Origin of the sequence: Tardiphaga sp. 215_C5_N2_1 (assembly GCF_052076055.1) — a bacterium.
Lineage (GTDB): Bacteria > Pseudomonadota > Alphaproteobacteria > Rhizobiales > Xanthobacteraceae > Tardiphaga > Tardiphaga robiniae.
Genome location: NZ_CP197240.1, coordinates 1,552,699 through 1,572,846, shown reverse-complemented (window position 1 = coordinate 1,572,846; position 20,148 = coordinate 1,552,699). Strand labels below are relative to the sequence as shown.

Below are 20,148 nucleotides of genomic sequence, written 5' to 3'. Positions count from 1 at the left end.
GGTGAGGTAGCGAGCACAGAATGACCGCACTGAAACGGATCGAACGCGAACCGCTCTGGGACTTGGCGCATGCGCAGCTCCGGGACGCGCTGCTGGCTGGCCGTTTCGCGCCGGGCACGGTGCTGACCTTGCGCGCGCTCGCGGAGAGCTTCGGCACGTCGATCACGCCTGTACGTGATGCAGTCACCCGGCTCGTCGCACAGGGCGTGTTGCAGCAGGGACCGCGCAATGCGGCGATCGTCCCGCATCTGACTGCGAGTGAACTCGCGGATCTGACCGTGGTGCGCTGTGCGCTGGAGGGACAGGCGGCGCGGGAAGCCGCGACCCGGCGCAGCGCGGCAGGACTCGAACGTCTGAAGTCACTGCTGGCGACGATGCAGTCGCTGATCGCCGCAAAAAATCTCGAAAGCTATCTCGACTATCATCGCCAGTTTCACTTCGAGATCTATGCGATGTCGGGCGTCCCGATCCTCGTCGAGACCATCGAGAATATGTGGCTGCGCTGCGGCCCGGCGCTGTCTTTCGTGATTCCCGAATATGTCGTGCTGCTGAAGGGCTGGGATCACCACACGGCGGCGCTCAAGGCCATCGTCGCAGGCGATGCCGATGCCGCCGAGCGCGAGATTGTCGCCGATATCACCGAGGCGGCCGACTATCTCGCAAGCCTTGCCGATGCCAACGGACAGTTGCGCCGGCCGCTGCGCGAGGCGCTGGCGACGTCGTAGCTGCCGCGCTCACACATCCGTCCATGACGTGAACAGCGCTGCCTGACCGCATCGCTCGCCGTTCTCGTCTCTCAGTTCCCAGACGATGCCGCCTTCGATCCAGAAGCGCCGGCCGGATTTTGCGATCCGCAGGCCGCGATAATTGTCGATGAAGCCGTTACGAGCGACGGCATCGAGCAGGCGCTGGCGCTCGTCGCGGTTCGGCGCTTCTGCCGAGAGGCGCGACGGGATGGTGATGAATTCCTCCCAGCCATATTCGAAGCAGCGCTGTGCGGTTCTATTGGCATAGACGAAGACCGGATCGGCGGCGGTACTATGTGCGAGCACCGCGAATGGTGCGTCGCTGTAGAGCCACGCTGCATCTTGCGCAGGCGCCAACAGGGACTTCCCGATGGTGCGGAGATAGCTCCCGGTGAGGAGTTTGAAGAAGGGTGCATCGAGTGCGAAAGCAGGGGGCGTCGGAGCGGTCACGGGACTCTCTCGGGGATAGGCTATGAGGACATAGCCCGCATAGCTCTATACGACATCGGCAGCGAAAGCGGTGCTGACTGCCCCGGAATGCATGGAGCAGCCGCTATCGGTCGGCAGGAAGGATCAGGTCGTGATCAACCTGTTTTCGAACGCCACGGTGCATATTGATTCACCGAGACGGCTGCGTCCCCTTCGTCGATTGCGCGTCCCGTGTAATCCGATAGCTGCCCGGCTTATTTAGTCGTCGCATCGGCTGGGCTCTTGTTTTAGCCTCTCCCGAAAATGTCGTTCCAGGCGAAAGCCCAATGGACCGGCGCAAAGGGAGAAAACGTGAGCAACAACAAGAAGGGGCGATGGTTTGCCATCGCCGCGGTCCTTGCCGCATCGCTGTTCGCCGTAGCGCCAGGGCAGGCGCAGCAATATCCCGAGCGCAACATCACCATGGTCGTGCCATTTCCGCCCGGCGGAACGACCGACATCGTCGCGCGCATCCTCACCGAACAGCTCAGCACCGAACTCGGCAAGCAGGTGGTGATCGAGAATCGCGGCGGCGCCAGCACATCGATCGGTGCGCAAGTCGTGGCCGGCGCCGACAAGGACGATTACACGCTTCTATTCGCCAGCGCGACGACCTTCACGACCAACCCGCATCTGCTGGCCTCCATCAAATACAAGCTCGAGGACTTTGCGCCGGTCGCGATGGTGGTGAAGGTGCCGTTTGCCTTCGTCGTGAAGAAGGACTTTCCGGCCGCCGACGTCGCGGCGTTTCGTGCCTATGCGCTGGCCAATCCGAGCAAGGTCAACAATGCCACCAACGGACCGGGTAGCACCGTGCACCTCATGGGTGAGATCGTGGCCCGCGGACTCGGCGTGAAGCTGCAGCATGTACACTATCGCGGTGCTGCGCCGGCGATGAACGACATGCTTGCGGGCATCGTCGACAGCAATGTAGAGGCGCTGACCAATACCGTGCCAAACCACAAGGCGGGCATGTACCGCGCGCTGGCGGTCTTGTCCGAGGAGCGCCTTCCGCAATTGCCTGATGTGCCGACCTTCAAGGAGCTCGGATTCCCCTCGATCGTCGGCGCGACATGGTTCGCAGTCTTCGCGCCCGCGGGTACGCCGCAGCCAGCACTGGACAGGTTGAGCGCTGCCATCACCCGCATCGTCAAGACGCCGGAATTTGCAAAGAAGATGGAGCCGATCGGCAATCAGCCGTGGTCGATGACGCCGGCAGAACTCGAAACCCATGTGAAGAGCGAGCGCGACCGCCTGGGCAAACTCATTCGCGAAGCCAACATCACGGTCGACTGACCGCATGAACAAGATCAAGGGAGAACATCAATGAATGCAGCCGTCAGCTCACCCGCCGTGAAAGTCGTCCGTTCGGTGCAGGATCAGGTCAGTCCCGAGGAGTGGCAGTCGCGCGTCAATCTCGCAGCCTGCTACCGTCTCACGGCGATGTACGGCATGACCGAGATGATCGCCAACCATATCTCCTGCCGCGTGCCGGGAACGGAAGATCAGTTCCTGATCAATCCCTATGGCATGCTCTATGAGGAGATCGATGCGTCGAGCCTCGTCAAGATCGACCTCGACGGCAACACGCTGTTCAACGCGTCCGACTACGCTGTGAATGCTGCGGGCTTTGTGATCCACAGTGCCATTCACATGGCGCGTCACGATGTCGATTGCGTCGCGCATACTCATACCGTGGCCGGCATGGCTGTATCGGCGATGGAATGCGGGTTGTTGCCGGTGGCGCAGACCTGCATGCGCTTCCTTCATGTCGCCTATCATGACTTCGAGGGCATCGCGGACAATCCAGAAGAGCGGGAACGACTGATCGCGCATCTCGGCAATCACGAGGCGATGGTGCTGCGCAATCACGGCCTGCTGGTGGTCGGCAAGACCATCGCCGCGGCTTTCAACGTACTGTTCCGGATGGAGCGGGCCTGTCAGGTTCAGGTTGCAGCGCTGTCGTGCAACACCAAGCTGATCACGCCGCCACAGAAGGTCCTGCAGGATACCTATGACCGCATGAAGCCACGCGACAATGTTCCGGGCCTCAGCGGCGAACTGGCCTGGCCGGCGCTGCTCCGCAAGCTCGACCGGGTCGATCCGTCCTATCGCAACTGAGCTTGCGCTAGAGTCTGATCCATCTTCGATGGATCAGACTCTAGCTATTTTCTCTATGAGAGCATGATCTTGTCCGAAAACCGGTGTCCACTTTTCGGGATCATGCTCTAGCAGGCTCCGCGGCTGCCGGGCCCGCAGGCGTGGCATCCACCTGATGAACGGAAGGGATGCGCGGCATCAAGAATGCGGCGCATCATAGGTTCGGCAGTCAGATGCGCGACTGCAGGTCCGCCTACGGCTTGAAGAAGGACACCGGCGTCATCAGCTGGTTCTCCTGGCTGATGAGATAGGCGGCCTCGGCGCTGATCTTCAGGTAGTCGGCCCAGGCCGGGTCCTTCTGCAGCGCCTGGCGCTTGGCCTCGCGATCGGCTGCGCTGTCATAAACCCAGATGTGCATGTAGCTGTTGACGTTGCCGGTCTCGGTTTGCATGTAGGCCAGCGGCTTGCCCAGATGGCGGCTCTGGATCTCGTAGCCGTGCTCGGCATACAGCGCCAGGTGTTTCTTGATGGTGCCGGGGCGGCAGGTGTAGGTGCGAACGTCAAGCAGCATGGGGTTTCCTCGAGCGGTGGCGGATCAATAGGGTCATTCGGCGGTGGCGCCGGACTGCTTAACAAGCACGGCCCAGCGCGCCACCTCGTCGTTCACGTATTTCTGGAATGTCGCCTGGTCGTCACCGACAGGGTCGGCGCCGAGCCCTTTCAGCCGCTCCTGGACGGCGGGGTCGGCCACGCTCTGAACGATGGTCTGCGCAAGCTTCTCGACGATCGCAGGGGGCGTGCCGGCCGGTGCGAACAGGCCGAACCACGAGCGTAAGTTCATGCCGGGATACGGGGTTTCTGAGAAAGCGGGCACGTCGGGCAAGGCGGCGTGGCGCGTGCTGCCCGTCACCGCCAGCGCCTTGAGCTTGCCACTCTGCACCAGAGAGAGAACTTCGGGCAGGTTGGCGAACATGATCTGCACCTGTCCGCCGATCATATCGTTGAGCGCCTGCGCGCCGCCCTTGTAAGCGACGTGCGTGATCTTCGCACCAGCCAGTGTGCTGAACTGCTCGCCGGACAGATGGGACGCGGTGCCCACGCCGCCCGATGCATAGTTGACGCTCGCGGCATTGGCCTTGGCGTAAGCGGCGAGTTCGCTCACCGAATTGACTGGCACCGACGGGTGCACCACCAGCAGCAGGGGCACCGACGCCAGGTTCGACAAGGCCGCGAAATCGCGGGTGAGGCTGTAGCTGAGCTTCTGGTAGAGCGATGCATTGATCGCGTGGCTCGATGTGGCCATCAGCAGCGTATAGCCGTCGGGCTCCGAGCGCGCCGCCGCGGCACCGCCGATATTGCCGTTGGCGCCGGCCTTGTTTTCCACCACGATCGACTGGCCGAGCCGTACCGACATGGCTTGCGCCACGGTGCGCGCGATCACGTCGGTGGCACCACCGGCGGCGAACGGCACGATCACGCGCAGGGGACGTTCTGGATAATCGGCCATCGCGCTGATTGAGGTGAGGGCCAATGCTGCGGCCACGACGAGGCTCCGCAACGGGATGATTGCTTTGTGCATTTTGTTTCCTCTGCCTCTTGTTTTTATGTCCTGCCGACGGCGCGCTCCGCAGATGCGTGGCGGTCGTGGCGGTGGGCGTCATGCCATGCCGACCTGCGCATACAAACGCGCAGGTGGCGACGGCAGCGCCCGGTCAGGCGTCCATGCGGGACACTCTATGCAGCCGCGCGGCGACGGCGCTAGGACGGATCAGACGTTGTGTTGGACTTTTTCGCGTGTCAGTCCAGTGGACGGCAATGCTTCCTCCGGAAGTCGCCCGGCGTGAGGCCGGTCTGCTTCTTGAAGAAGCGCGCGAAGTAGGCCGGATCCTCGATATTGAGGCGGAACGCGATCTCGGCGATGCCCGTTTCGGTGTTGCTGAGCCAGCGCTTGGCTTCGAGGACCACGCGCTCCTGCACCACCTGGCTGGCCGTGCGCGCCACAGTGCGCTTGACCGCATCGTTGAGCTGGCGCTCGCTCACGCCAAGCGCCTCGGCGTACTGGCCGATGGTACCGAAGCGCAGGTAGTGCGTTTCCACCAGCATCGCGAAACGGCGCGTGAGCGCCTGGTGTGGACCAACGCCACCGGCGGGCTCGTTGTCGGGGCACACACGGCGCAGGCGCGTGAGCAGGATCAGCAGGCTGGCCCGCACCACATCGGGAAATCCCGGCTGGCGATCGCGTGCCTCACGCTCCATCTCGCAGAGCAGTGGCAGCATGCCGTCATGCTGGGCCTGCGTGAGATAGAGCGCGCTGTTGCCGCGCGCAGGGTGGAAGAACGGAAGTTTCGCGACATCTTCGGCGCGCGGAAACATCCGCGCGAAGAAGTCGGTGCTGAAGTTCAGCACGTAACCGTGAGGCTTGACCGATGACGTCCAGGCATGGACCTGGCCCGGCGAAAGAAAGAACACTGAGTGGTCGCGCACGTCGAAATGCGCGAAGTCGAGTGTGTGCGTGCCGCTCGCCCGGGTCATCCAGAGCAGATGGTAGTAGTTGTGCCGGTGCAGGAAACCGCGCGGGATGTCGTCGCGGTCCTCCAGTCGTACGAGGTCGAAGTAGAACGAGCCTTCGCCCGCGAAATCCGAGGTTGCAAAGGTCGGAAACTCGCCGGAGCGGGCGGAGAGGAGAGCTTCGGGCAAGTGAAGGTGTCCTTGCGGTTTCGGGGCACGGTTATCAGCGTCATCCTATCGCAAAAAGCCGGAGAGTACCGGGTGTTGGCGAATGCGACACCGGACGGTCTCTCCGAGGAGTTCGGCAGCTCTATAAGAATTCTGGGTGCCGCTCCATCACACCCGGGAAGTTGCGTCGGGGGATGCTCCTGCAGGCATTTTATGGCGTTCGTTCGGAAGGGGACCTGATGGAACGGACGCAGACGGCGGGTCGTCGCAACTGAGTTTGCGCTGGATCAATTGCAGAACGGATTTCGGGCGATGGCGGTTGCCGAGCTGGCCGCCGTCGCCTACATCAGGGCGCATGACGCAGACCTCCGAAATCGGCTTCACCAGCTTCCAGCCCTCCCTGAATGAAGAAAATATCGCGCTTCTGGTGCAGACCTTTTACGGCCGTGCCCGCGAGGATGATTTGCTGGGGCCGATCTTCAACAGCGCCGTGACCGACTGGGATCATCACATCGCGCAGATCAGCGATTTCTGGTCGTCGATGATGCTGAAGACCGGCCGCTACAATGGCCGCCCGATGCGTCCACATCTCGTGCTGCCGCTGAAGGGCGAACATTTCGATCGCTGGCTTTTGCTGTTCGAACAGACCGCGCGCGAGATATTTCCGGCTGAGGTCACTGAGGCCTTCATGATCCGCGCGCGCCGTATCGCTGACAGTTTCGAGATGGGCGTTGCCTCTGTGCGCGGCGAAATCGCTGCGCCGCGACATAGCGTTTAAGCGGTAGGCACGTGATGCATAGCCGGTCTTGCGAGAGCTCGTGGTTGCGTTAGGCTGCAGCTCCAACAAACCGGGAGTCGGTCCATGAAACGTCTGTCTGTCCTCGTTCTCTTGAGCCTGTTCAGTGCTGTGCCCGCAATGGCGCAATCCTGCAACGCCGTCAGCGGCGACGGCAAGCCGCTCGCGGGCGCTGCCAAGAAGAGCTTCATGAAGAAGTGCTGCGAGGACAACGCCAAGAGCGCCGAGGGCAAGCCACTGGCCGGCGCCGCCAAGACCTCATCGGTCAACAAGTGCATGAAGGGCTGAGGCCGCAGCCCCGTGCATCCAGACGTGCAAAAGCCCCGCTGACGCGGGGCTTTTCGATTCCGGGCCGAAGCGATGTCAATTCGAAGCCTTCGCCTCAGCTCTGCGCTTCGAGCTTGTCCTGAGTCTTCGTGTCGAAGTCGCTGGCGTCATGGCGTTCGCGCAACTGGCCGGCCGGGTCGCCCGAGGTGCGATTGACCATGCGACCGCGCTTCACGGCAGGTCGTGCCGCGATGGTCTTGGTCCAGCGCTGCAGGTTCTTGTAGCTCTGCACATCGAGGAAAGTGCCGGCATCGCCATAGATCGCATTCTCTGCGAGGCCGCCATACCAGGGGAACACCGCCATATCGGCGATCGTATAATCCTTGCCGGCGAGATACTCGTTATCGGCGAGGCGACGGTCCAGCACGTCGAGCTGACGTTTCGTCTCCATGGCGTAACGATCGATGGCGTATTCGATCTTGGTCGGCGCATAGGCATAGAAATGGCCGAAGCCGCCGCCGAGGAAGGGGGCGCTGCCCATCTGCCAGAACAGCCAGGACAGGCACTCGGCGCGTTCGGGGCCACCCTTTGGAAGGAAGGCGCCGAATTTCTCGGCGAGATGCACCAGGATCGCGCCGGATTCGAACACGCGAAACGGCTTGTCGCCGCTGCGGTCGATCAGAGCTGGAATCTTGGAATTGGGGTTCACATCGACGAAACCCGAACCGAACTGGTTGCCGTCGATCCGGATCAGCCAGGCATCGTATTCCGCGCCTGTATGGCCGGCAGCGAGCAGTTCCTCGAACATGATCGTGACCTTCTGGCCGTTCGGCGTCGCCAGCGAATAGAGCTGGAACGGATGTTTGCCGACCGAGAGCTCCTTCTCATGGGTGGGGCCGGCGATGGGCCGGTTGGTCGAGGCAAATTTGCCGCCGTTTTCCTTGTCCCAGGTCCAGACTTTGGGAGGCGTGTAGGGGGCGTCGGTCATGTCAGGCAGGCTCCGGAAAAGGGGCAGGGTTGATGGTTGCCGGGGACAGGTAGGGATGAATGCAATTGCATGCAAGATGGCGAGGCGTCCTATGCCGGAAGCCGCCTTGTGCCGGGCGAAGACATGCGATGTAACGAGTCCGAACCGCCGTCATTGCCGATGGCGGCGTTTCCCTCCGTCCGAAGATTCCCCTCCCGATGAGCGACACCCCAGCGCAGACCGTCGGCGCATCGCCCACCAAACGATCCTTCGCGGCGCTCCATCACCCGGGATTCCGCGCCCAATTCATCACCTATGTGCTGGCCATGATGGCCGACAATATCGAGCATGTGATCAGCTACTGGGTGGTGTTTCAGAAATTCCAGTCGCCCGCGCTGGGTGGTTTCGCCATCGTCTCGCACTGGCTGCCGTTCCTGCTGTTCTCGGTCACGTCTGGCGCGCTGGCGGAGCGTTTCGACCCGCGGCGCGTGATCCAGTGCGGCATGGCGCTGTTCATTCTGGCATCGCTGGGCTGGGGCTATTTCTTTGTCACCGATACCCTGCAGATGTGGCAGGCGATGGTGCTGCTGGTGATCCATGGCTGTGCCGGCGTGCTGTGGCAGACGCCGAACCAGATGCTGCTCTACGACGTCGTCGGTTCCGCCGACCTGCCGAGCGCGGTGCGTCTGAACGCCATGGCGCGCTATCTCGGCGTCATGGTTGGCCCTGCGGTCGGCGGCGTGATCCTGCTCGCGCTGGGTCCGGCCTATGGCATCATGCTCAACACCATCTTCTATCTGCCGCTGGTGCTGTGGCTGATCAAGGCGCCCTATGGTCCGCGCTTTCGCACCGGCGCGCCCGCGCCTCAGCGCGCCGTGCGGGGCTTTGCGGACATCGTCCAGACCATGCGCGACGTTCGCCACCGTCCGGTGATCGTGTCCATGATCGCACTGGCCGGCGCGGCATCGTTCTTCGTCGGCAACGCCTATAGTTCACAGATGCCGAGCTTCGCCAGTGATCTCGGCCATGGCGATCCCGGCATGTCCTATAGCATGCTGCTGGGGGCTGACGCAGCTGGTGGCCTGCTTGCCGGCCTGGCGCTGGAGGGCAGGCAATTGCTGGCGCCGAAGCCGCGTACGGCGATCATTCTGGCGCTGCTCTGGTGCGGTGCGTTGGCGATCTTCGCGCTGACCGGTCACTACGCCATTGCGCTGGTGTTCCTGTTTGCGGCGGGATTCCTCGAATTGTCGTTCAACGCCATGGCACAGAGCCTCGTGCAGCTCGATGCCCCCCTGGACAAGCGCGGCCGCGTCATCGGTCTGTTCAATATGGCGAGCCTGGGCTTGCGCGCCTTCAGCGGCATCTCGGTCGGCGTCGTCGGCAGCATGATCGGGATCCATTGGTCGCTGGCGCTGTCGGCGCTGGCGACCATGATTGTTGCTGGAGGCCTGCTGGCGCTGCCCTAGCGAGGAAAAACCTCGGCGTCCTACCAGTCGACCAGCCGGTCGTCGCCGCCGAATGCTGCCGGCATGGCGGCGTAATGCGGCAGGCCGTCGCGGACCGGAGCAATTGCTTCGCTGCAATTGATATGCAGGCTCGGCTTGAACGCGTCTCCGAGCAGATAGCCGTTGATGCTGCGCATGCCGATCCCGTCGAGTTCGATAATCAGCCGCGTGGCACATTTTGCGCAACTGAGGCGCGGGGTCGTCTTCAGCGCGAACGACGTCGTGTCGCCTTGAACGACTTCTACACCGTCAGCTGGATAGACGGCCTCGGCCACATAGGCCGCGCCGTGGACGGTCTGGCAGTCGGCGCAGTGGCACCAGAAATGGGCGATGGGGTCGGCTGAAATCCTGAGCTTCACGGCGTTGCAGGGGCAAGCGAGTTCCATAGGCACACCTCATCTGATGCGCAAAACTACCAGCCGACTGCAATCGCCGACAACCGCCGCGGCTTGCGACAAATCGCTCGCCGTGGCTGGCAGTCGCTATTTGCCGCTTTGCAGCGCAGCCGTTTGCTTGGCGAGCTGCTTGTCGAAATCCTGTTCGAGCACTGCAGCGTAAGCGGCAAGCTCGCCCGGTTTCACGAACGGATTCGGCGCGCCGTCCTTCATCGCCGCGCGCTTGGCCTGCATGCCATAGACTTCCGGATGCGGTCCGAGCAGCACGTCGATTTTCATGGCCTTGGCCTTGGCATAGGTCGACCGATAATCGTCGACGATGCCGGCATGGGTTGGATTGCCGACAAGCCGGTTCAGCGCCACGGTGCCACTGCAGAAGAACAGGACCTCACGGTTCTCGCTGCCGTTCTTCACGGTCATTTCCCAGCTCGTGCAGCCCGGCGAATGGCCGGGCGTTGCATGCGCCGTCAGCGTGGTGCCGCCGAGCGTGACCTTATCGCCTTCGGTGACGGTGCGATCCACCTTGACCGGCGGGAAGCCGATATCGGTGTTCTTTTCATCGCCCGGATAGGTGCCGCTTTCGAGCAATGGCTTGTCCCGTAGGCCTGCGATCAGTTGCGCGCCGGTGTCCTTCTTGATCTCCGCAAAACCGCCGGTGTGATCGAAATGGGCATGGCTGTTGAGGATGATCTTGATGTCGCTGACCTTGAAGCCGAGCTTCGCGATGTGGTCCTTGATCATCCCCGTCGATTGCGGGACGCCGGTGTCCATCAGGATCAGGCCGTCGGATGTCTTGATGAGATAGACCGCGATGCCGTCGGTGCCGACGTAATAGATGTTGTCGATCAGCTGAAACGGCTCGAAGGGGGCGGTCCACTTGACCATGACCTGCGCCAGAAAATCCTTCACCGTCTGTGCCTGCGCGCTACCTGCAAATAGCGCCAGAGCGCAGACGGCGCCTGCGAGCGTCTTCATGATGGCCTCCCGGTTCGATTTTTATTGGTTCTTTTAAACGCCGGGATTGAAGCGCGATTTGGGCAGGTCCCTCAAGCGCCATTCCTGCATGCCGGCATCGCGCATAACAGGCACGGCCGGGCGGCGAATGTTGCGAGCGCGTTGAACCATCCCGGCCGTTTTGGGTTAGACTTCACCCATGAAACAACTGATCTGCCCCAACTGCCAGACGCGCGTCTTCTTCGAGCAGAGCGATTGCGTGCAGTGCGGCGAGGCGCTGATCTTCGACACCGCGCGGTCCAATGTCGTCAGCGCCGCGTCGGTCATGTCTTGCGCCAATCGCAATCTGATCGCCTGCAACTGGGCCACGGATGACAGCGATCCGTTCTGTCCGTCCTGCCGGCTTACGCGCACGATTCCCAATCTGGTGTCGGATCGCAATGTCGCGCTCTGGAAGCGGGTCGAACAGGCCAAGCGGCGTCTGACCTACGACCTGATGCGGCTCAGACTGCCCCTTGCCGTGTCGAGCGGCGCGCATATCGCGTTCGACATTCTCTCGGACGAGACCGCCGGACATCCGATCATGACCGGGCATTTGTCGGGGCTGATCACGATGAACCTCTCGGAAGCTGACGATGCCGAGCGCGAGGCGCGGCGCGCGGCGTTTCGCGAACCGTATCGAACGCTGCTCGGGCATTTCCGCCACGAGGTCGGGCATTTTTACTGGGAAGCGCTGGTCGATCAGTCGCAGCTCATCAGTCCGTTCCGTCTGATCTTCGGCGATGAAACCCGCGACTACGGTGAAGCACTCGCTGCCTATCACAATCGCGCCGATCGCTCCTGGAATAGCGATGCCTTCATTAGCGAATATGCGACATCGCATCCGTGGGAAGACTGGGCCGAGACCTTTGCGCATTTCCTGCACATCGTCTCGACGCTGGACACCGCGTCTTCGCTGCCGCTGTCACTGGACGAGCGCTCGCGTCATACGCTGGACGATCCCTATCTCGAGCGTGACTTCGAAGCGCTGCTGTCGCTGTGGGATGCTGTGTCCTACAGCATGAACGAACTCAATCGTTCGATGGGCATGAGTGACGCCTATCCGTTTCATCTCACACAGGCGGTGAGGGGAAAGCTGCATTTCGTGCATCTGGCGATTTTGAAAGCCAGAAGCGAAAGCTGAGAGGCCTTATGCGGTCATTCCGGGGTGGGGCGAAACGCGAAGCGGTTCGGCGCGAACCTCAGCCACTCCAATTGGAGTGGCGGGGAATCTTGATGTGTTCATCACTCTTCAGCGCGGCGGAAGGAGGGACTCTCATCTTGAGATTCCGGGTCCGCGACCGCCAAGTGGCGCTCGCGTCCCGGAATGACGAGGTTGGCGCTTACTGCTCCATCTTGATGCCGGCGTCCGTGATCACCTTCTTCCAGCGCGCGATTTCGTCGGTGACGAAGGCGCGGAATTCATCCGGGGTGGTGCCCATGGGGACGATGCCCTGATCGTCGAGCTTCTTCTTCAGGTCGGGATCGGTGAGCGCCTTCTTTGCCTCCGCGGCTACGCGATCCACGATCTCCTTCGGCGTGCCAGCGGGCGCGATGATGCCGGACCAGGTGCCGGAGACGAAATCAGGCACGCCGGCTTCCGCCATGGTCGGCACGTCGCCGGCCGCCGGTACGCGCTCCTTGGCGGCGACGGCGAGCGCCTTGGCATTGCCGGACTTCACCTGCGACATCAGCGGGCCGATGACGTCGAACATCACATTGATCTGGCCGCCGACCGTATCCTGCAGCGCGCCGGACGTGCCCTTGTAGGGAATGTGCTGCAGATTGATGCCTTCGCGGCTCTTCAGCATTTCCATGGTCAGATGTGCGGCCGACCCAATGCCTGACGAGGCGAAGTTCAGTGAGCCGGGCTTCGCCTTGGCGAGCGCGATGAACTCCTTCATGTCCTTGGCGGGCAGGGACGGCGTCGCGATGAGGATCAATGGCGTGACCGAGGTCAGCGACACATAGGTGAAGTCCTTCATCGCATCATAGGGCAGCTTCGGATTGAGCGTCGGGTTCACCGAATGCGCCGCGATCACGGTGCCGAAGGTGTAGCCGTCGGGGGCTGCCTTGGCGACGGCGTCGGTGCCGATGGCGGCATTCGCGCCCGGCTTGTTCTCGATGACGATCGGCTGGCCCAGCGCCGCCGACATCTTTTCGGAAACGAGGCGCGCCATCAGATCGGTATAGCCGCCCGGCGTATAGGGCACGACCATGCGGATCGGCCGGTTCGGCCAGCTCTGCGCAAAGGCAGTCTCGGCGCTGCCGGCGCAGGCGGCCATAACGGCGATCACGCTCGCGGCGCGGACGAAGCTCTTCATCATTTCATTTCCTCGACTGCCGGCGCGCTCCAAGGTGGCGGGAGCGCCAAAGCGCCTGCCTCGGATCGCAGACCGTTCTTCTTGTTGTCTGCCCGTTCTGCGCCGTGACGGATGTCGCGGGATGCAGAGTCCCGTAGGCAGGCTACCGCATCGCACGGTAACGGGGAAAGTAGACGAAAGGCCGCTAACGTCTGCTGCCGCAGCGTGGAATTTGTCGATGTGAGACGCGGATACTTGTGACCAAGGAGCATGTGACCTCCCGTGATGACGTTGTTGATTACTGTGATGCAGGTGAGGGACGAGCGTGCGCCGTCCTTGCCCGCGCCTGTGCGCGTGCGTGGCGGTCCCGGTGCTCTCCCTCAAGAATGAGGGAGATGAAGCGCCGAAAGGCGCGACTTGGTAACAGTGCCGCAGCGTGCTGCACGGATCGCCGGACAGCAGAGGCCGCGGAAACGCCTTTCGACGCTCCATCGTGGCGATTTCTGTCCCCGGGACCGTTCTTCCGGGCAAAGGCGCAGAGCTCCGCACTCCGCTGATCCCGACGGTTTCCCGCCGTTCACCAATGCCACGTCCAGCCAGCATGAGTGGCAGACCCCCGTAGTGGGGCCGGACGGTGACCCAAGGCCTCCCGAGTGCGCGAGGGAACGTCTCCCTCCCGCCCGCAGGCGCCACATCCCGCCCCGCGCTAACAAGCGTCCCTGGCAACGCCCCTCAAAGTGGGACGGGATGCAGGGGAATATAATCTGCATTGGGATGGCGTCAAGGATTATTTTCAGTATTTCTTGAGGGCGTTCGGGTGCAGGGCGTATCACGTGCCCGTCCTCGTGAAGATGTGATGACCGATATCGGGCGACTCGTCGCGACGTGATCGGTTGCGAGCTTTGTTGTTCGCGGCATCAGACCGGATGGTCACAGTTGATCGCTAAAATGGCGCGCGACGTCGACCCGTCGGCGCGCTCCGACCTTGGTGCGTGCGCATCCTCAAGCCCATGAGCCCGCGATGCGGATCCAATTCCGCAAGACCTCAATCAGATCTCGCAAGCGAACACTGGGACTGGCCGCCTTCGGCCTGATCGTGGACGCGATCGTCAGCCATCCCCGCGTCGACGTGCCGGCGATGGTGAATGTCGCGATGATGTCGCGTTTCGCCGTAGCGCCTGTCATGGCATCGCTCGGCAGTTTCTCATGGACGACCAGCACTGGTTCGAGCAACACCGTCGCGACGACGCCGGTGATGAGCGCGGATCATGTGACACGGATGTGCGCGCGGGCGCATGGCAGCGCAAGTTGATTGACAAGCGGATCTCTTGAACAACAAGGCCCGGATGAAGCAGGGGCTTCATCCGGGCCGTGTTGGATCGGATCGTGTGTGGACTCAGGCGACGCGCTTGATGGCGTCGCTCAGGATCGAAACGATCTCGTCGATCTGGTTCTTCTCGACGATGAGGGGCGGCGACATCGCGAAGGCGTCGCCGCTCTGGCGCAGATAGAGTCCGCGGTTGAAGCAGTCGACCATGACGTCATAGCCGCGCGCAGCCGGTGCATCCTTGCGGGGTGCAAGTTCGACGGCGCCCATCAGGCCGCAATTGCGGATGTCGATGACATTGGGCAGGTCCTTGAGCGCGTGCAGGCTATCGCGCCAGTAGTCGGACAGCGAGGCACCGCGCGTCAGCAGTCCCTCGCTCTTGTAGATGTCCAGCGTCGCGATGCCCGCGGCGCAGGCGACCGGATGCGCCGAATAGGTGTAGCCATGGAACAGCTCGATCTGGCTTTCCGGCCCGGTCATCAGCCCGTCGTAGATCTTGCGGCTGGCGAACACGGCGCCGCAGGGCACGGTGCCGTTGGTGATGCCTTTCGCGGTGGTCATCAGGTCCGGCGTCACGCCGAAATAATCTGCGGCGAAAGGCGTGCCGAGGCGGCCGAAGCCGGTGATGACTTCGTCGAAGATCAGCAGGATGCCGTGCTTGGTGCAGAGCTCGCGCAGGCGCTGCAGATAGTTCTTCGGCGGCGGCAGCACGCCGGTCGAACCGGGCACCGGCTCGACGATGACGGCAGCGATCGTGTCGGCGCCATGCAGGGCCACCAGTCGCTCGACGTCGTCGGCCAGTTCGGCGCCGTGCTCCGGGAGGTCCTTCGAGAAGGCGTTGCGTGCGAGATCGTGGGTGTGGCGGATGTGATCGGTGCCGGGTAGTTGGGCGGACGAGAAGGCGCGGCGGTTATTGACCATGCCGCCGACCGAGGTGCCGCCGAAGCCGACGCCGTGATAGCCGCGCTCCCTACCGATCAGGCGCGTGCGCGAGGCCTGGCCGTTGGCGCGATGATAGGCCAGCGCGATCTTCAGCGCCGTATCGCCCGACTCCGAGCCGGAATTGGTAAAGAAGATGCGGTCGAGGCCGGCGGGCGCGATCTCGGCCAGACGATTGGCGAATTCGAAGGCGAGCGGATGGCCCATCTGGAACGCGGGGGCGAAGTCGAGGGTGGTGAGCTGCTTCTCAACGGCACTGGCGATCTCGCGGCGGCCGTGGCCGGCATTGGTGCACCAGAGGCCAGCCGATCCGTCGATCACCTTGCGGCCGTCTTCGGTGGTGTAATACATGCCCTGCGCGGATGCGAACATGCGCGGTGCCGCCTTGAACTGGCGGTTGGCCGTGAACGGCATCCAGAACGACTCGAGTTGTAGCGTGTTCGGAATCTGATGAACGGTCACGGCGCGGCTCCCTTGGCTGATTCAGCATCTGGATCATGTTCGCCCGAATGCAACAAGTCCTTTTCTCGATCTGATTAACCTGTTGATTTTATTGAATGGGCCGGGTCATATTTGTTCGATCCGAAACACTCGCAACAGGGATTTGGCGTGAGTATCGATCTAGGCGAACGGCTGCGCTTCGTGCGCGGGCGTCACAAGCTGTCGCAGCGTGAACTGGCCAAGCGCGCGGGCGTGACCAATTCGACGATCTCGCTGATCGAGTCCAACCAGATGAACCCGTCGGTCGGCGCGCTCAAGCGTATTCTCGATGGCATTCCGATGGGGCTCGCCGACTTCTTCGCCATCGAGCCGGACCGGCCGCGCAAAGCATTCTACCGCTCCGACGAACTGACCGAGATCGGCAAGACGCCAATCTCCTATCGTCAGGTTGGCGACAATCTGTTCGGCCGTAGCCTGCAGATCCTGAAGGAGCGCTACGAGCCGGGCAGCGACACCGGACGGGTGCCGCTGGTGCATGACGGCGAGGAGGGCGGCATCGTGGTGTCAGGCCGGCTGGAAGTCACCGTCGACGAGGAGCGGCGCATCCTCGATCCTGGCGACGCGTATTATTTCGAAAGCCGCCGTCCGCATCGCTTTCGCTGCGTCGGCGCGAAACCCTGCGAAGTGATCAGTGCGTGCACGCCGCCGACGTTTTGAGGACCTAAGCTCACGCCCGGGCTAACGGGAAGTATCGATTCCTCGCATCAGCAGGTCGATACTGGCATCGGTGAAGACCGCGACGTCGATCTGCCTTCGCGTTCCAAACAACAGTGACCACACGGTCAACAGCAGCGCGGGGCTCATCACGATTTCGGTGAATGTGCTTGCCTGCGACGGGCGGAATTCGCCGGCCGCGACTCCCGCTTCGATCACCATTCGGAACTGGTCGATAACCGGCCGCATGAACTCGTCATAGTGCCGGTCCACGAGGTCGGGGAAACGGGAGCCGTCGGCGATCAGGAAGCGGAGTGTTTCGCGGAAAGGTCTGTCCTCGGCAATCTTGCGATACACGAAGACCATGAGTGCGCGCAGGCGCGCGCTGTATGATCCTTCCAGCGTCCCGGCATAGCTTTCCAGTTCGGGAAAGAACGCCTGGGACTTGTATCGGATCATCTCGTCGAACACGCGCTCCTTGGTTTCGAAATAGAAATAGATCGTGCCCTTGGTGACGGACGCGCGGGCGGCGACATCCTCCAGCCGGGTGGCGGCATAGCCGTTTTTGGCGAATTCCTCGAAGGCCGCGTCGAGGATCTCGATCGGTCGTTCCGCTTTTCGACGGGCGCGCTTCTTCAGCTCAGCATTCATGGGGGCAGGATAATCGATCCCTTACACGGGTGCTATTGACTTTTGAGTCAGTCAACAATAGTGAGTGATTGCTCACTTAACGCGCGCGGTCAAATGCATAGTGCTTTCAAAATGATGTCTCCGTTGCCAGCCGATGCGGCCGGCACTGCAGATCGGCGACGCAAGCTGATCGAAACCGTGGCCACAGCGAAAGCGAAACTGATTGCCCATCAGGCGCCCGACCGGGCGAGGGCTGCATGATGAATGCGGATAGTGACGCATCGCCGCCGCGACTGTTCCGTGGTGCCCGTGTCCGGATGAGCGTTCTCGGTCGTGAGCGGCATCCCAAATACGGCGATCGCCAGGGAGTCATCGTGGGCCGCGGCTCGCCGAGCAGTTGGCGGGTGAAGTTCGACGAGCGTACGACCGTCCAGGCGATCCACCGGGACTACCTCGAACTCGTCGCTCAACCCGCGGCGGCATCCCTTCAGGTCGCCCAGCGACGTAGTTCTATGGACGGGGCGTCGAACCCGTGAGCGCTCTCCTGACCGAACATGTCATGCATGGCTACCGTTGGCGGCCGTCGGTTTCGTTGCTTGTCGTTGCGGCGCTGAGCCTTCTGGTCGCCGGATGTTCGTCGCTGCCACGGACGCCGCATAGCGCCGCGGATGCATCCAGTGCGCGCGTCCTCGATCTTACGGACCTGCGCCGTTATGCGGACGAACCGGCCTCGACGTTTCGAAGTGGTCAGAACCAGGTCGTGTTGCGGGGGCCTCGAACCTATCTGGCGCTGTCCGGAGGCGGGGCGGACGGCGCCTATGGCGCCGGCGTGCTCAATGGCTGGACCGAGGCAGGGACGCGCCCGTCGTTCTCGATGGTATCCGGTGTGAGCACCGGCGCACTGATCGCGCCCTTCGCGTTTCTCGGTCCCGACTATGACGCGACCTTGCGTGACGTCTACACCAGCGGCGTTGCCGCGAGCCTGCTCGATGCACCCAATCCGTTCAATGCGATCTTTGGTTCTGGCCTGTTCGGCAATACGCGGCTGCGCGAGCTGGTGGCGAAGTATATCGACGAGACCTTTGTCGCGGCTGTCGCAGCCGAACATGCGAAGGGGCGGATGCTGTTCGTCGTCACGACCAACCTGGACTCCCAGCGGACCGCCATCTGGGACATGGGACGGATCGCTTCGCTGCGTACGCCCGAAGCACTGAACCTGTTCCGGGATGTTGTCGCGGCTTCGGCGAGTCTGCCCGTGGTGTTTCCGCCGATGCTGGTGACCGCGGAGGCGAACGGCAAGCGCTTCGAGGAGATGCATGTCGATGGCGGCGTCACCGCGCCTGTCCTGACATTGCCGGAGGCCTTCCTGCTGCGCGACGCCACATTCGCCAGGGCAGAGAAGCTGCAACTCTACGTCCTGATCAACAACAAGATCGAACGGGAATTTCAGGTCATTCCCAATTCCACCATCGAAATCGCTGCGCGGGCGTCATCGACCGTGACGAAGATTCAGACACGGTCCATCCTTTACAACACCTATGCCTTCGCCCGCCGCAACAAGTTCGGATTCAATCTGACCTATATCGAGGGCGATCGACCGCCATCGCTGATGTCCGGCTTCGACACCGCCTATATGCGCGCGCTGTTCCAGTACGGTTACGAGAGGGCGCGGGGCAATCGTCTCTGGTCGAAATCCCCGCCCTCCGACGATCAGGATTCCGTGGCGGCGTCACACACAGCAATCACGCGGCAAGTCGCAAGCGGCAACTGATGCGCGACGCGACGTTCAAACCCGGCACATGCGTGCTGAAACAGGAGTGACCTCATGAGACTTTCCATGCTTCGCAAGATCGTTTCGCCCCGCCGGCTTGCGCTGGTGTCGATCCTGCTCGTCGCCGCCTCAGGTTCGGCGGCGGCGCAGTCGCTGCCGTTCACAGGCCTTACCGGATCCTGGGCAGGCGCAGGAGCAATCTCGCTGTCCGACGGATCCAAGGAGCGGCTTCGCTGCAAGGCGACATACCAGGTCAGCAATGGCGAAAGGCGGCTTCTGCAGAGCTTGCGTTGCGCGAGCGACAGCTACCGCTTCGATCTCAACAGCGACGTGGTCAGCCAGGATGGCACCATCGCCGGAACATGGAGCGAAACCAGTCGCGGAATCAGCGGAAGCATCGCAGGCAGGGAGTCCGGCGGCCTCATCTCGGCCGTCATCGACGCGCCGGGCTTCTCGGCCAGCCTGTCGCTCTCGACGCGCGGCAACAAACAGTCTTTCTCGATATCGTCCGAAGGCGACATCCGGAACGTCACCATCAATATGAGCAGAAACTGATCGGGGATCGCGTCGCAGCGATCGCAGGTGTTTCACAGGGGCACGTTGCGGGGCGAGGTAGGGTGCAAGTGCCGATGGCTCGCGAGAGGTGAGCGTCCACGAAGAACGACGCATCCTCGCTTCCGGCGATGCCTGTTGTTTCTAAAGCCGACGCCCGCATCGCTTTCGCTGCGTCGGCGCGAAACCCTACGAGGTGATCAGCGTCCGCACGCCGCCAACGTTTTGAATGATCTAAGCTGCGCTCTCCGAGCGATGCGTGAGGTCACCACGACCGGCGATCAAGCCGGCGATTGAGATATCCTCGTCAAGGGCTTCCCAATGCAGACCGTGGCGGCCGATCTCGACCTGATTGCGCTGCTCGGGCGTGGCATTCCGCAGGCGCGGATACCAAGCGAGGGGAACGCCGAGCGTTCGCCCGTCGGTCAGTTCGACCCACATGCTTGCGTCATCGAAACGGACGCTGGTTGCCGAAATGGTCATGCCACGCTTTCAGGATCAGGTCGCGATATGGCTTTCGCGTGATGTTCCGTGAGTGTAGCCCGGATCACGTGAAGT

At 62.4% G+C, this 20,148-nt stretch carries 23 protein-coding genes and 1 pseudogene; 13 read left to right on the top strand and 11 right to left on the bottom strand.

Annotated features, from left to right (window positions below):
* Positions 1-20 precede the first annotated feature (20 nt).
* The gene (locus AB7828_RS07390; protein WP_441229818.1) at positions 21-725 is read left to right on the top strand and encodes a GntR family transcriptional regulator; all 705 of its coding nucleotides are present in this window, start codon (positions 21-23) and stop codon (positions 723-725) included.
* 9 nt (positions 726-734) lie between these two features.
* Here the strand turns inward: AB7828_RS07390 and AB7828_RS07385 are convergent, their stop codons facing one another.
* On the bottom strand, positions 735-1,196 hold the full coding sequence (locus AB7828_RS07385) for an MEKHLA domain-containing protein (RefSeq protein ID WP_441229817.1): 462 nt from the start codon (positions 1,194-1,196) through the stop codon (positions 735-737).
* Positions 1,197-1,526: 330 nt separating this feature from the next.
* On the opposite strand from AB7828_RS07385, the gene AB7828_RS07380 reads away from it, so the two are divergent.
* Complete coding sequence (locus tag AB7828_RS07380; protein WP_441229816.1) at positions 1,527-2,510, top strand: Bug family tripartite tricarboxylate transporter substrate binding protein; 984 nt, start codon at positions 1,527-1,529, stop codon at positions 2,508-2,510.
* A gap of 30 nt (positions 2,511-2,540) precedes the next feature.
* Complete coding sequence (locus tag AB7828_RS07375) at positions 2,541-3,335, top strand: class II aldolase/adducin family protein (protein ID WP_068736808.1); 795 nt, start codon at positions 2,541-2,543, stop codon at positions 3,333-3,335.
* 232 nt (positions 3,336-3,567) lie between these two features.
* Here AB7828_RS07375 and AB7828_RS07370 read toward each other — a convergent pair whose 3' ends face one another.
* From AB7828_RS07370 to AB7828_RS07360, 3 genes are all read right to left on the bottom strand, one after another.
* On the bottom strand, positions 3,568-3,885 hold the full coding sequence (locus AB7828_RS07370; RefSeq protein WP_441229815.1) for an NIPSNAP family protein: 318 nt from the start codon (positions 3,883-3,885) through the stop codon (positions 3,568-3,570).
* Positions 3,886-3,918: 33 nt separating this feature from the next.
* Positions 3,919-4,893: a Bug family tripartite tricarboxylate transporter substrate binding protein gene (locus AB7828_RS07365; RefSeq protein WP_441229814.1), complete on the bottom strand. Its 975-nt coding sequence runs from the start codon at positions 4,891-4,893 to the stop codon at positions 3,919-3,921.
* Between the two features lie 218 nt (positions 4,894-5,111).
* Complete coding sequence (locus tag AB7828_RS07360; RefSeq protein ID WP_441229813.1) at positions 5,112-6,011, bottom strand: helix-turn-helix domain-containing protein; 900 nt, start codon at positions 6,009-6,011, stop codon at positions 5,112-5,114.
* Positions 6,012-6,345: 334 nt separating this feature from the next.
* On the opposite strand from AB7828_RS07360, the gene AB7828_RS07355 reads away from it, so the two are divergent.
* Positions 6,346-6,768, top strand: a complete 423-nt coding sequence (locus AB7828_RS07355) for a group III truncated hemoglobin (protein ID WP_089264012.1) — start codon at positions 6,346-6,348, stop codon at positions 6,766-6,768.
* 84 nt (positions 6,769-6,852) lie between these two features.
* The gene (locus tag AB7828_RS07350; RefSeq protein ID WP_184517314.1) at positions 6,853-7,074 is read left to right on the top strand and encodes a hypothetical protein; all 222 of its coding nucleotides are present in this window, start codon (positions 6,853-6,855) and stop codon (positions 7,072-7,074) included.
* Between the two features lie 94 nt (positions 7,075-7,168).
* On the opposite strand, the gene yghU is transcribed toward AB7828_RS07350, so the two are convergent.
* The gene (gene yghU / locus AB7828_RS07345; protein ID WP_441229812.1) at positions 7,169-8,041 is read right to left on the bottom strand and encodes a glutathione-dependent disulfide-bond oxidoreductase; all 873 of its coding nucleotides are present in this window, start codon (positions 8,039-8,041) and stop codon (positions 7,169-7,171) included.
* Between the two features lie 197 nt (positions 8,042-8,238).
* On the opposite strand from yghU, the gene AB7828_RS07340 reads away from it, so the two are divergent.
* Positions 8,239-9,486 (top strand): MFS transporter, encoded by a 1,248-nt coding sequence (locus AB7828_RS07340; RefSeq protein WP_441229811.1) that lies wholly within the window; start codon positions 8,239-8,241, stop codon positions 9,484-9,486.
* Between the two features lie 20 nt (positions 9,487-9,506).
* On the opposite strand, the gene AB7828_RS07335 is transcribed toward AB7828_RS07340, so the two are convergent.
* Both AB7828_RS07335 and blaBJP read right to left on the bottom strand, forming a co-directional pair.
* Positions 9,507-9,911, bottom strand: coding sequence for a GFA family protein (locus AB7828_RS07335; protein WP_092143724.1), 405 nt, complete (start codon positions 9,909-9,911; stop codon positions 9,507-9,509).
* Between the two features lie 96 nt (positions 9,912-10,007).
* Entirely contained in the window at positions 10,008-10,895 is an 888-nt protein-coding gene (gene blaBJP, locus AB7828_RS07330; RefSeq protein WP_441229810.1) for a BJP family subclass B3 metallo-beta-lactamase, read from the bottom strand.
* A 178-nt stretch (positions 10,896-11,073) separates the two neighbouring features.
* Between blaBJP and AB7828_RS07325 the strand changes: the two genes are divergently transcribed.
* Entirely contained in the window at positions 11,074-12,057 is a 984-nt protein-coding gene (locus tag AB7828_RS07325) for a zinc-binding metallopeptidase family protein (protein WP_439064013.1), read from the top strand.
* A 199-nt stretch (positions 12,058-12,256) separates the two neighbouring features.
* Here the strand turns inward: AB7828_RS07325 and AB7828_RS07320 are convergent, their stop codons facing one another.
* The gene (locus AB7828_RS07320) at positions 12,257-13,240 is read right to left on the bottom strand and encodes a Bug family tripartite tricarboxylate transporter substrate binding protein (protein WP_441229809.1); all 984 of its coding nucleotides are present in this window, start codon (positions 13,238-13,240) and stop codon (positions 12,257-12,259) included.
* Positions 13,241-14,237: 997 nt separating this feature from the next.
* On the opposite strand from AB7828_RS07320, the gene AB7828_RS07315 reads away from it, so the two are divergent.
* Positions 14,238-14,528: a hypothetical protein gene (locus tag AB7828_RS07315; RefSeq protein ID WP_441229808.1), complete on the top strand. Its 291-nt coding sequence runs from the start codon at positions 14,238-14,240 to the stop codon at positions 14,526-14,528.
* An 84-nt stretch (positions 14,529-14,612) separates the two neighbouring features.
* Here AB7828_RS07315 and AB7828_RS07310 read toward each other — a convergent pair whose 3' ends face one another.
* Entirely contained in the window at positions 14,613-15,944 is a 1,332-nt protein-coding gene (locus tag AB7828_RS07310) for an aspartate aminotransferase family protein (RefSeq protein WP_439061675.1), read from the bottom strand.
* A gap of 147 nt (positions 15,945-16,091) precedes the next feature.
* Between AB7828_RS07310 and AB7828_RS07305 the strand changes: the two genes are divergently transcribed.
* Positions 16,092-16,640 (top strand): cupin domain-containing protein, encoded by a 549-nt coding sequence (locus AB7828_RS07305; protein WP_093758353.1) that lies wholly within the window; start codon positions 16,092-16,094, stop codon positions 16,638-16,640.
* Positions 16,641-16,661: 21 nt separating this feature from the next.
* Here AB7828_RS07305 and AB7828_RS07300 read toward each other — a convergent pair whose 3' ends face one another.
* Complete coding sequence (locus tag AB7828_RS07300) at positions 16,662-17,288, bottom strand: TetR/AcrR family transcriptional regulator (RefSeq protein ID WP_441229807.1); 627 nt, start codon at positions 17,286-17,288, stop codon at positions 16,662-16,664.
* A gap of 239 nt (positions 17,289-17,527) precedes the next feature.
* On the opposite strand from AB7828_RS07300, the gene AB7828_RS07295 reads away from it, so the two are divergent.
* From AB7828_RS07295 to AB7828_RS07280, 4 genes and pseudogenes are all read left to right on the top strand, one after another.
* Entirely contained in the window at positions 17,528-17,803 is a 276-nt protein-coding gene (locus tag AB7828_RS07295) for a hypothetical protein (protein ID WP_441229806.1), read from the top strand.
* A 23-nt stretch (positions 17,804-17,826) separates the two neighbouring features.
* Positions 17,827-19,038 (top strand): patatin-like phospholipase family protein, encoded by a 1,212-nt coding sequence (locus AB7828_RS07290; RefSeq protein WP_441232208.1) that lies wholly within the window; start codon positions 17,827-17,829, stop codon positions 19,036-19,038.
* 54 nt (positions 19,039-19,092) lie between these two features.
* Positions 19,093-19,593, top strand: coding sequence for a hypothetical protein (locus tag AB7828_RS07285; RefSeq protein WP_231080521.1), 501 nt, complete (start codon positions 19,093-19,095; stop codon positions 19,591-19,593).
* Positions 19,594-19,669: 76 nt separating this feature from the next.
* A pseudogene (locus tag AB7828_RS07280) lies at positions 19,670-19,819 on the top strand (cupin domain-containing protein); the annotation flags it as partial.
* Positions 19,820-19,824: 5 nt separating this feature from the next.
* Here the strand turns inward: AB7828_RS07280 and AB7828_RS07275 are convergent.
* On the bottom strand, positions 19,825-20,073 hold the full coding sequence (locus AB7828_RS07275; protein ID WP_441229805.1) for a DUF2442 domain-containing protein: 249 nt from the start codon (positions 20,071-20,073) through the stop codon (positions 19,825-19,827).
* Between the last annotated feature and the right edge of the window lie 75 nt (positions 20,074-20,148).

Coding starts and splice junctions, on each gene's coding strand:
- AB7828_RS07290 (WP_441232208.1), top strand. CDS start 17,827: ATGCATGGCTACCGTTGGCGGCCGTCGGTTTCGTTGCTTGTCGTTGCG.
- AB7828_RS07375 (WP_068736808.1), top strand. CDS start 2,541: ATGAATGCAGCCGTCAGCTCACCCGCCGTGAAAGTCGTCCGTTCGGTG.
- AB7828_RS07295 (WP_441229806.1), top strand. CDS start 17,528: ATGAATGCGGATAGTGACGCATCGCCGCCGCGACTGTTCCGTGGTGCC.
- blaBJP (WP_441229810.1), bottom strand. CDS start 10,895: ATGAAGACGCTCGCAGGCGCCGTCTGCGCTCTGGCGCTATTTGCAGGT.
- AB7828_RS07285 (WP_231080521.1), top strand. CDS start 19,093: ATGAGACTTTCCATGCTTCGCAAGATCGTTTCGCCCCGCCGGCTTGCG.
- AB7828_RS07325 (WP_439064013.1), top strand. CDS start 11,074: ATGAAACAACTGATCTGCCCCAACTGCCAGACGCGCGTCTTCTTCGAG.
- AB7828_RS07320 (WP_441229809.1), bottom strand. CDS start 13,240: ATGATGAAGAGCTTCGTCCGCGCCGCGAGCGTGATCGCCGTTATGGCC.
- AB7828_RS07275 (WP_441229805.1), bottom strand. CDS start 20,073: ATGACCATTTCGGCAACCAGCGTCCGTTTCGATGACGCAAGCATGTGG.
- AB7828_RS07350 (WP_184517314.1), top strand. CDS start 6,853: ATGAAACGTCTGTCTGTCCTCGTTCTCTTGAGCCTGTTCAGTGCTGTG.
- AB7828_RS07365 (WP_441229814.1), bottom strand. CDS start 4,893: ATGCACAAAGCAATCATCCCGTTGCGGAGCCTCGTCGTGGCCGCAGCA.
- AB7828_RS07340 (WP_441229811.1), top strand. CDS start 8,239: ATGAGCGACACCCCAGCGCAGACCGTCGGCGCATCGCCCACCAAACGA.
- AB7828_RS07355 (WP_089264012.1), top strand. CDS start 6,346: ATGACGCAGACCTCCGAAATCGGCTTCACCAGCTTCCAGCCCTCCCTG.
- AB7828_RS07300 (WP_441229807.1), bottom strand. CDS start 17,288: ATGAATGCTGAGCTGAAGAAGCGCGCCCGTCGAAAAGCGGAACGACCG.
- AB7828_RS07335 (WP_092143724.1), bottom strand. CDS start 9,911: ATGGAACTCGCTTGCCCCTGCAACGCCGTGAAGCTCAGGATTTCAGCC.
- AB7828_RS07390 (WP_441229818.1), top strand. CDS start 21: ATGACCGCACTGAAACGGATCGAACGCGAACCGCTCTGGGACTTGGCG.
- AB7828_RS07315 (WP_441229808.1), top strand. CDS start 14,238: ATGCGGATCCAATTCCGCAAGACCTCAATCAGATCTCGCAAGCGAACA.
- yghU (WP_441229812.1), bottom strand. CDS start 8,041: ATGACCGACGCCCCCTACACGCCTCCCAAAGTCTGGACCTGGGACAAG.
- AB7828_RS07370 (WP_441229815.1), bottom strand. CDS start 3,885: ATGCTGCTTGACGTTCGCACCTACACCTGCCGCCCCGGCACCATCAAG.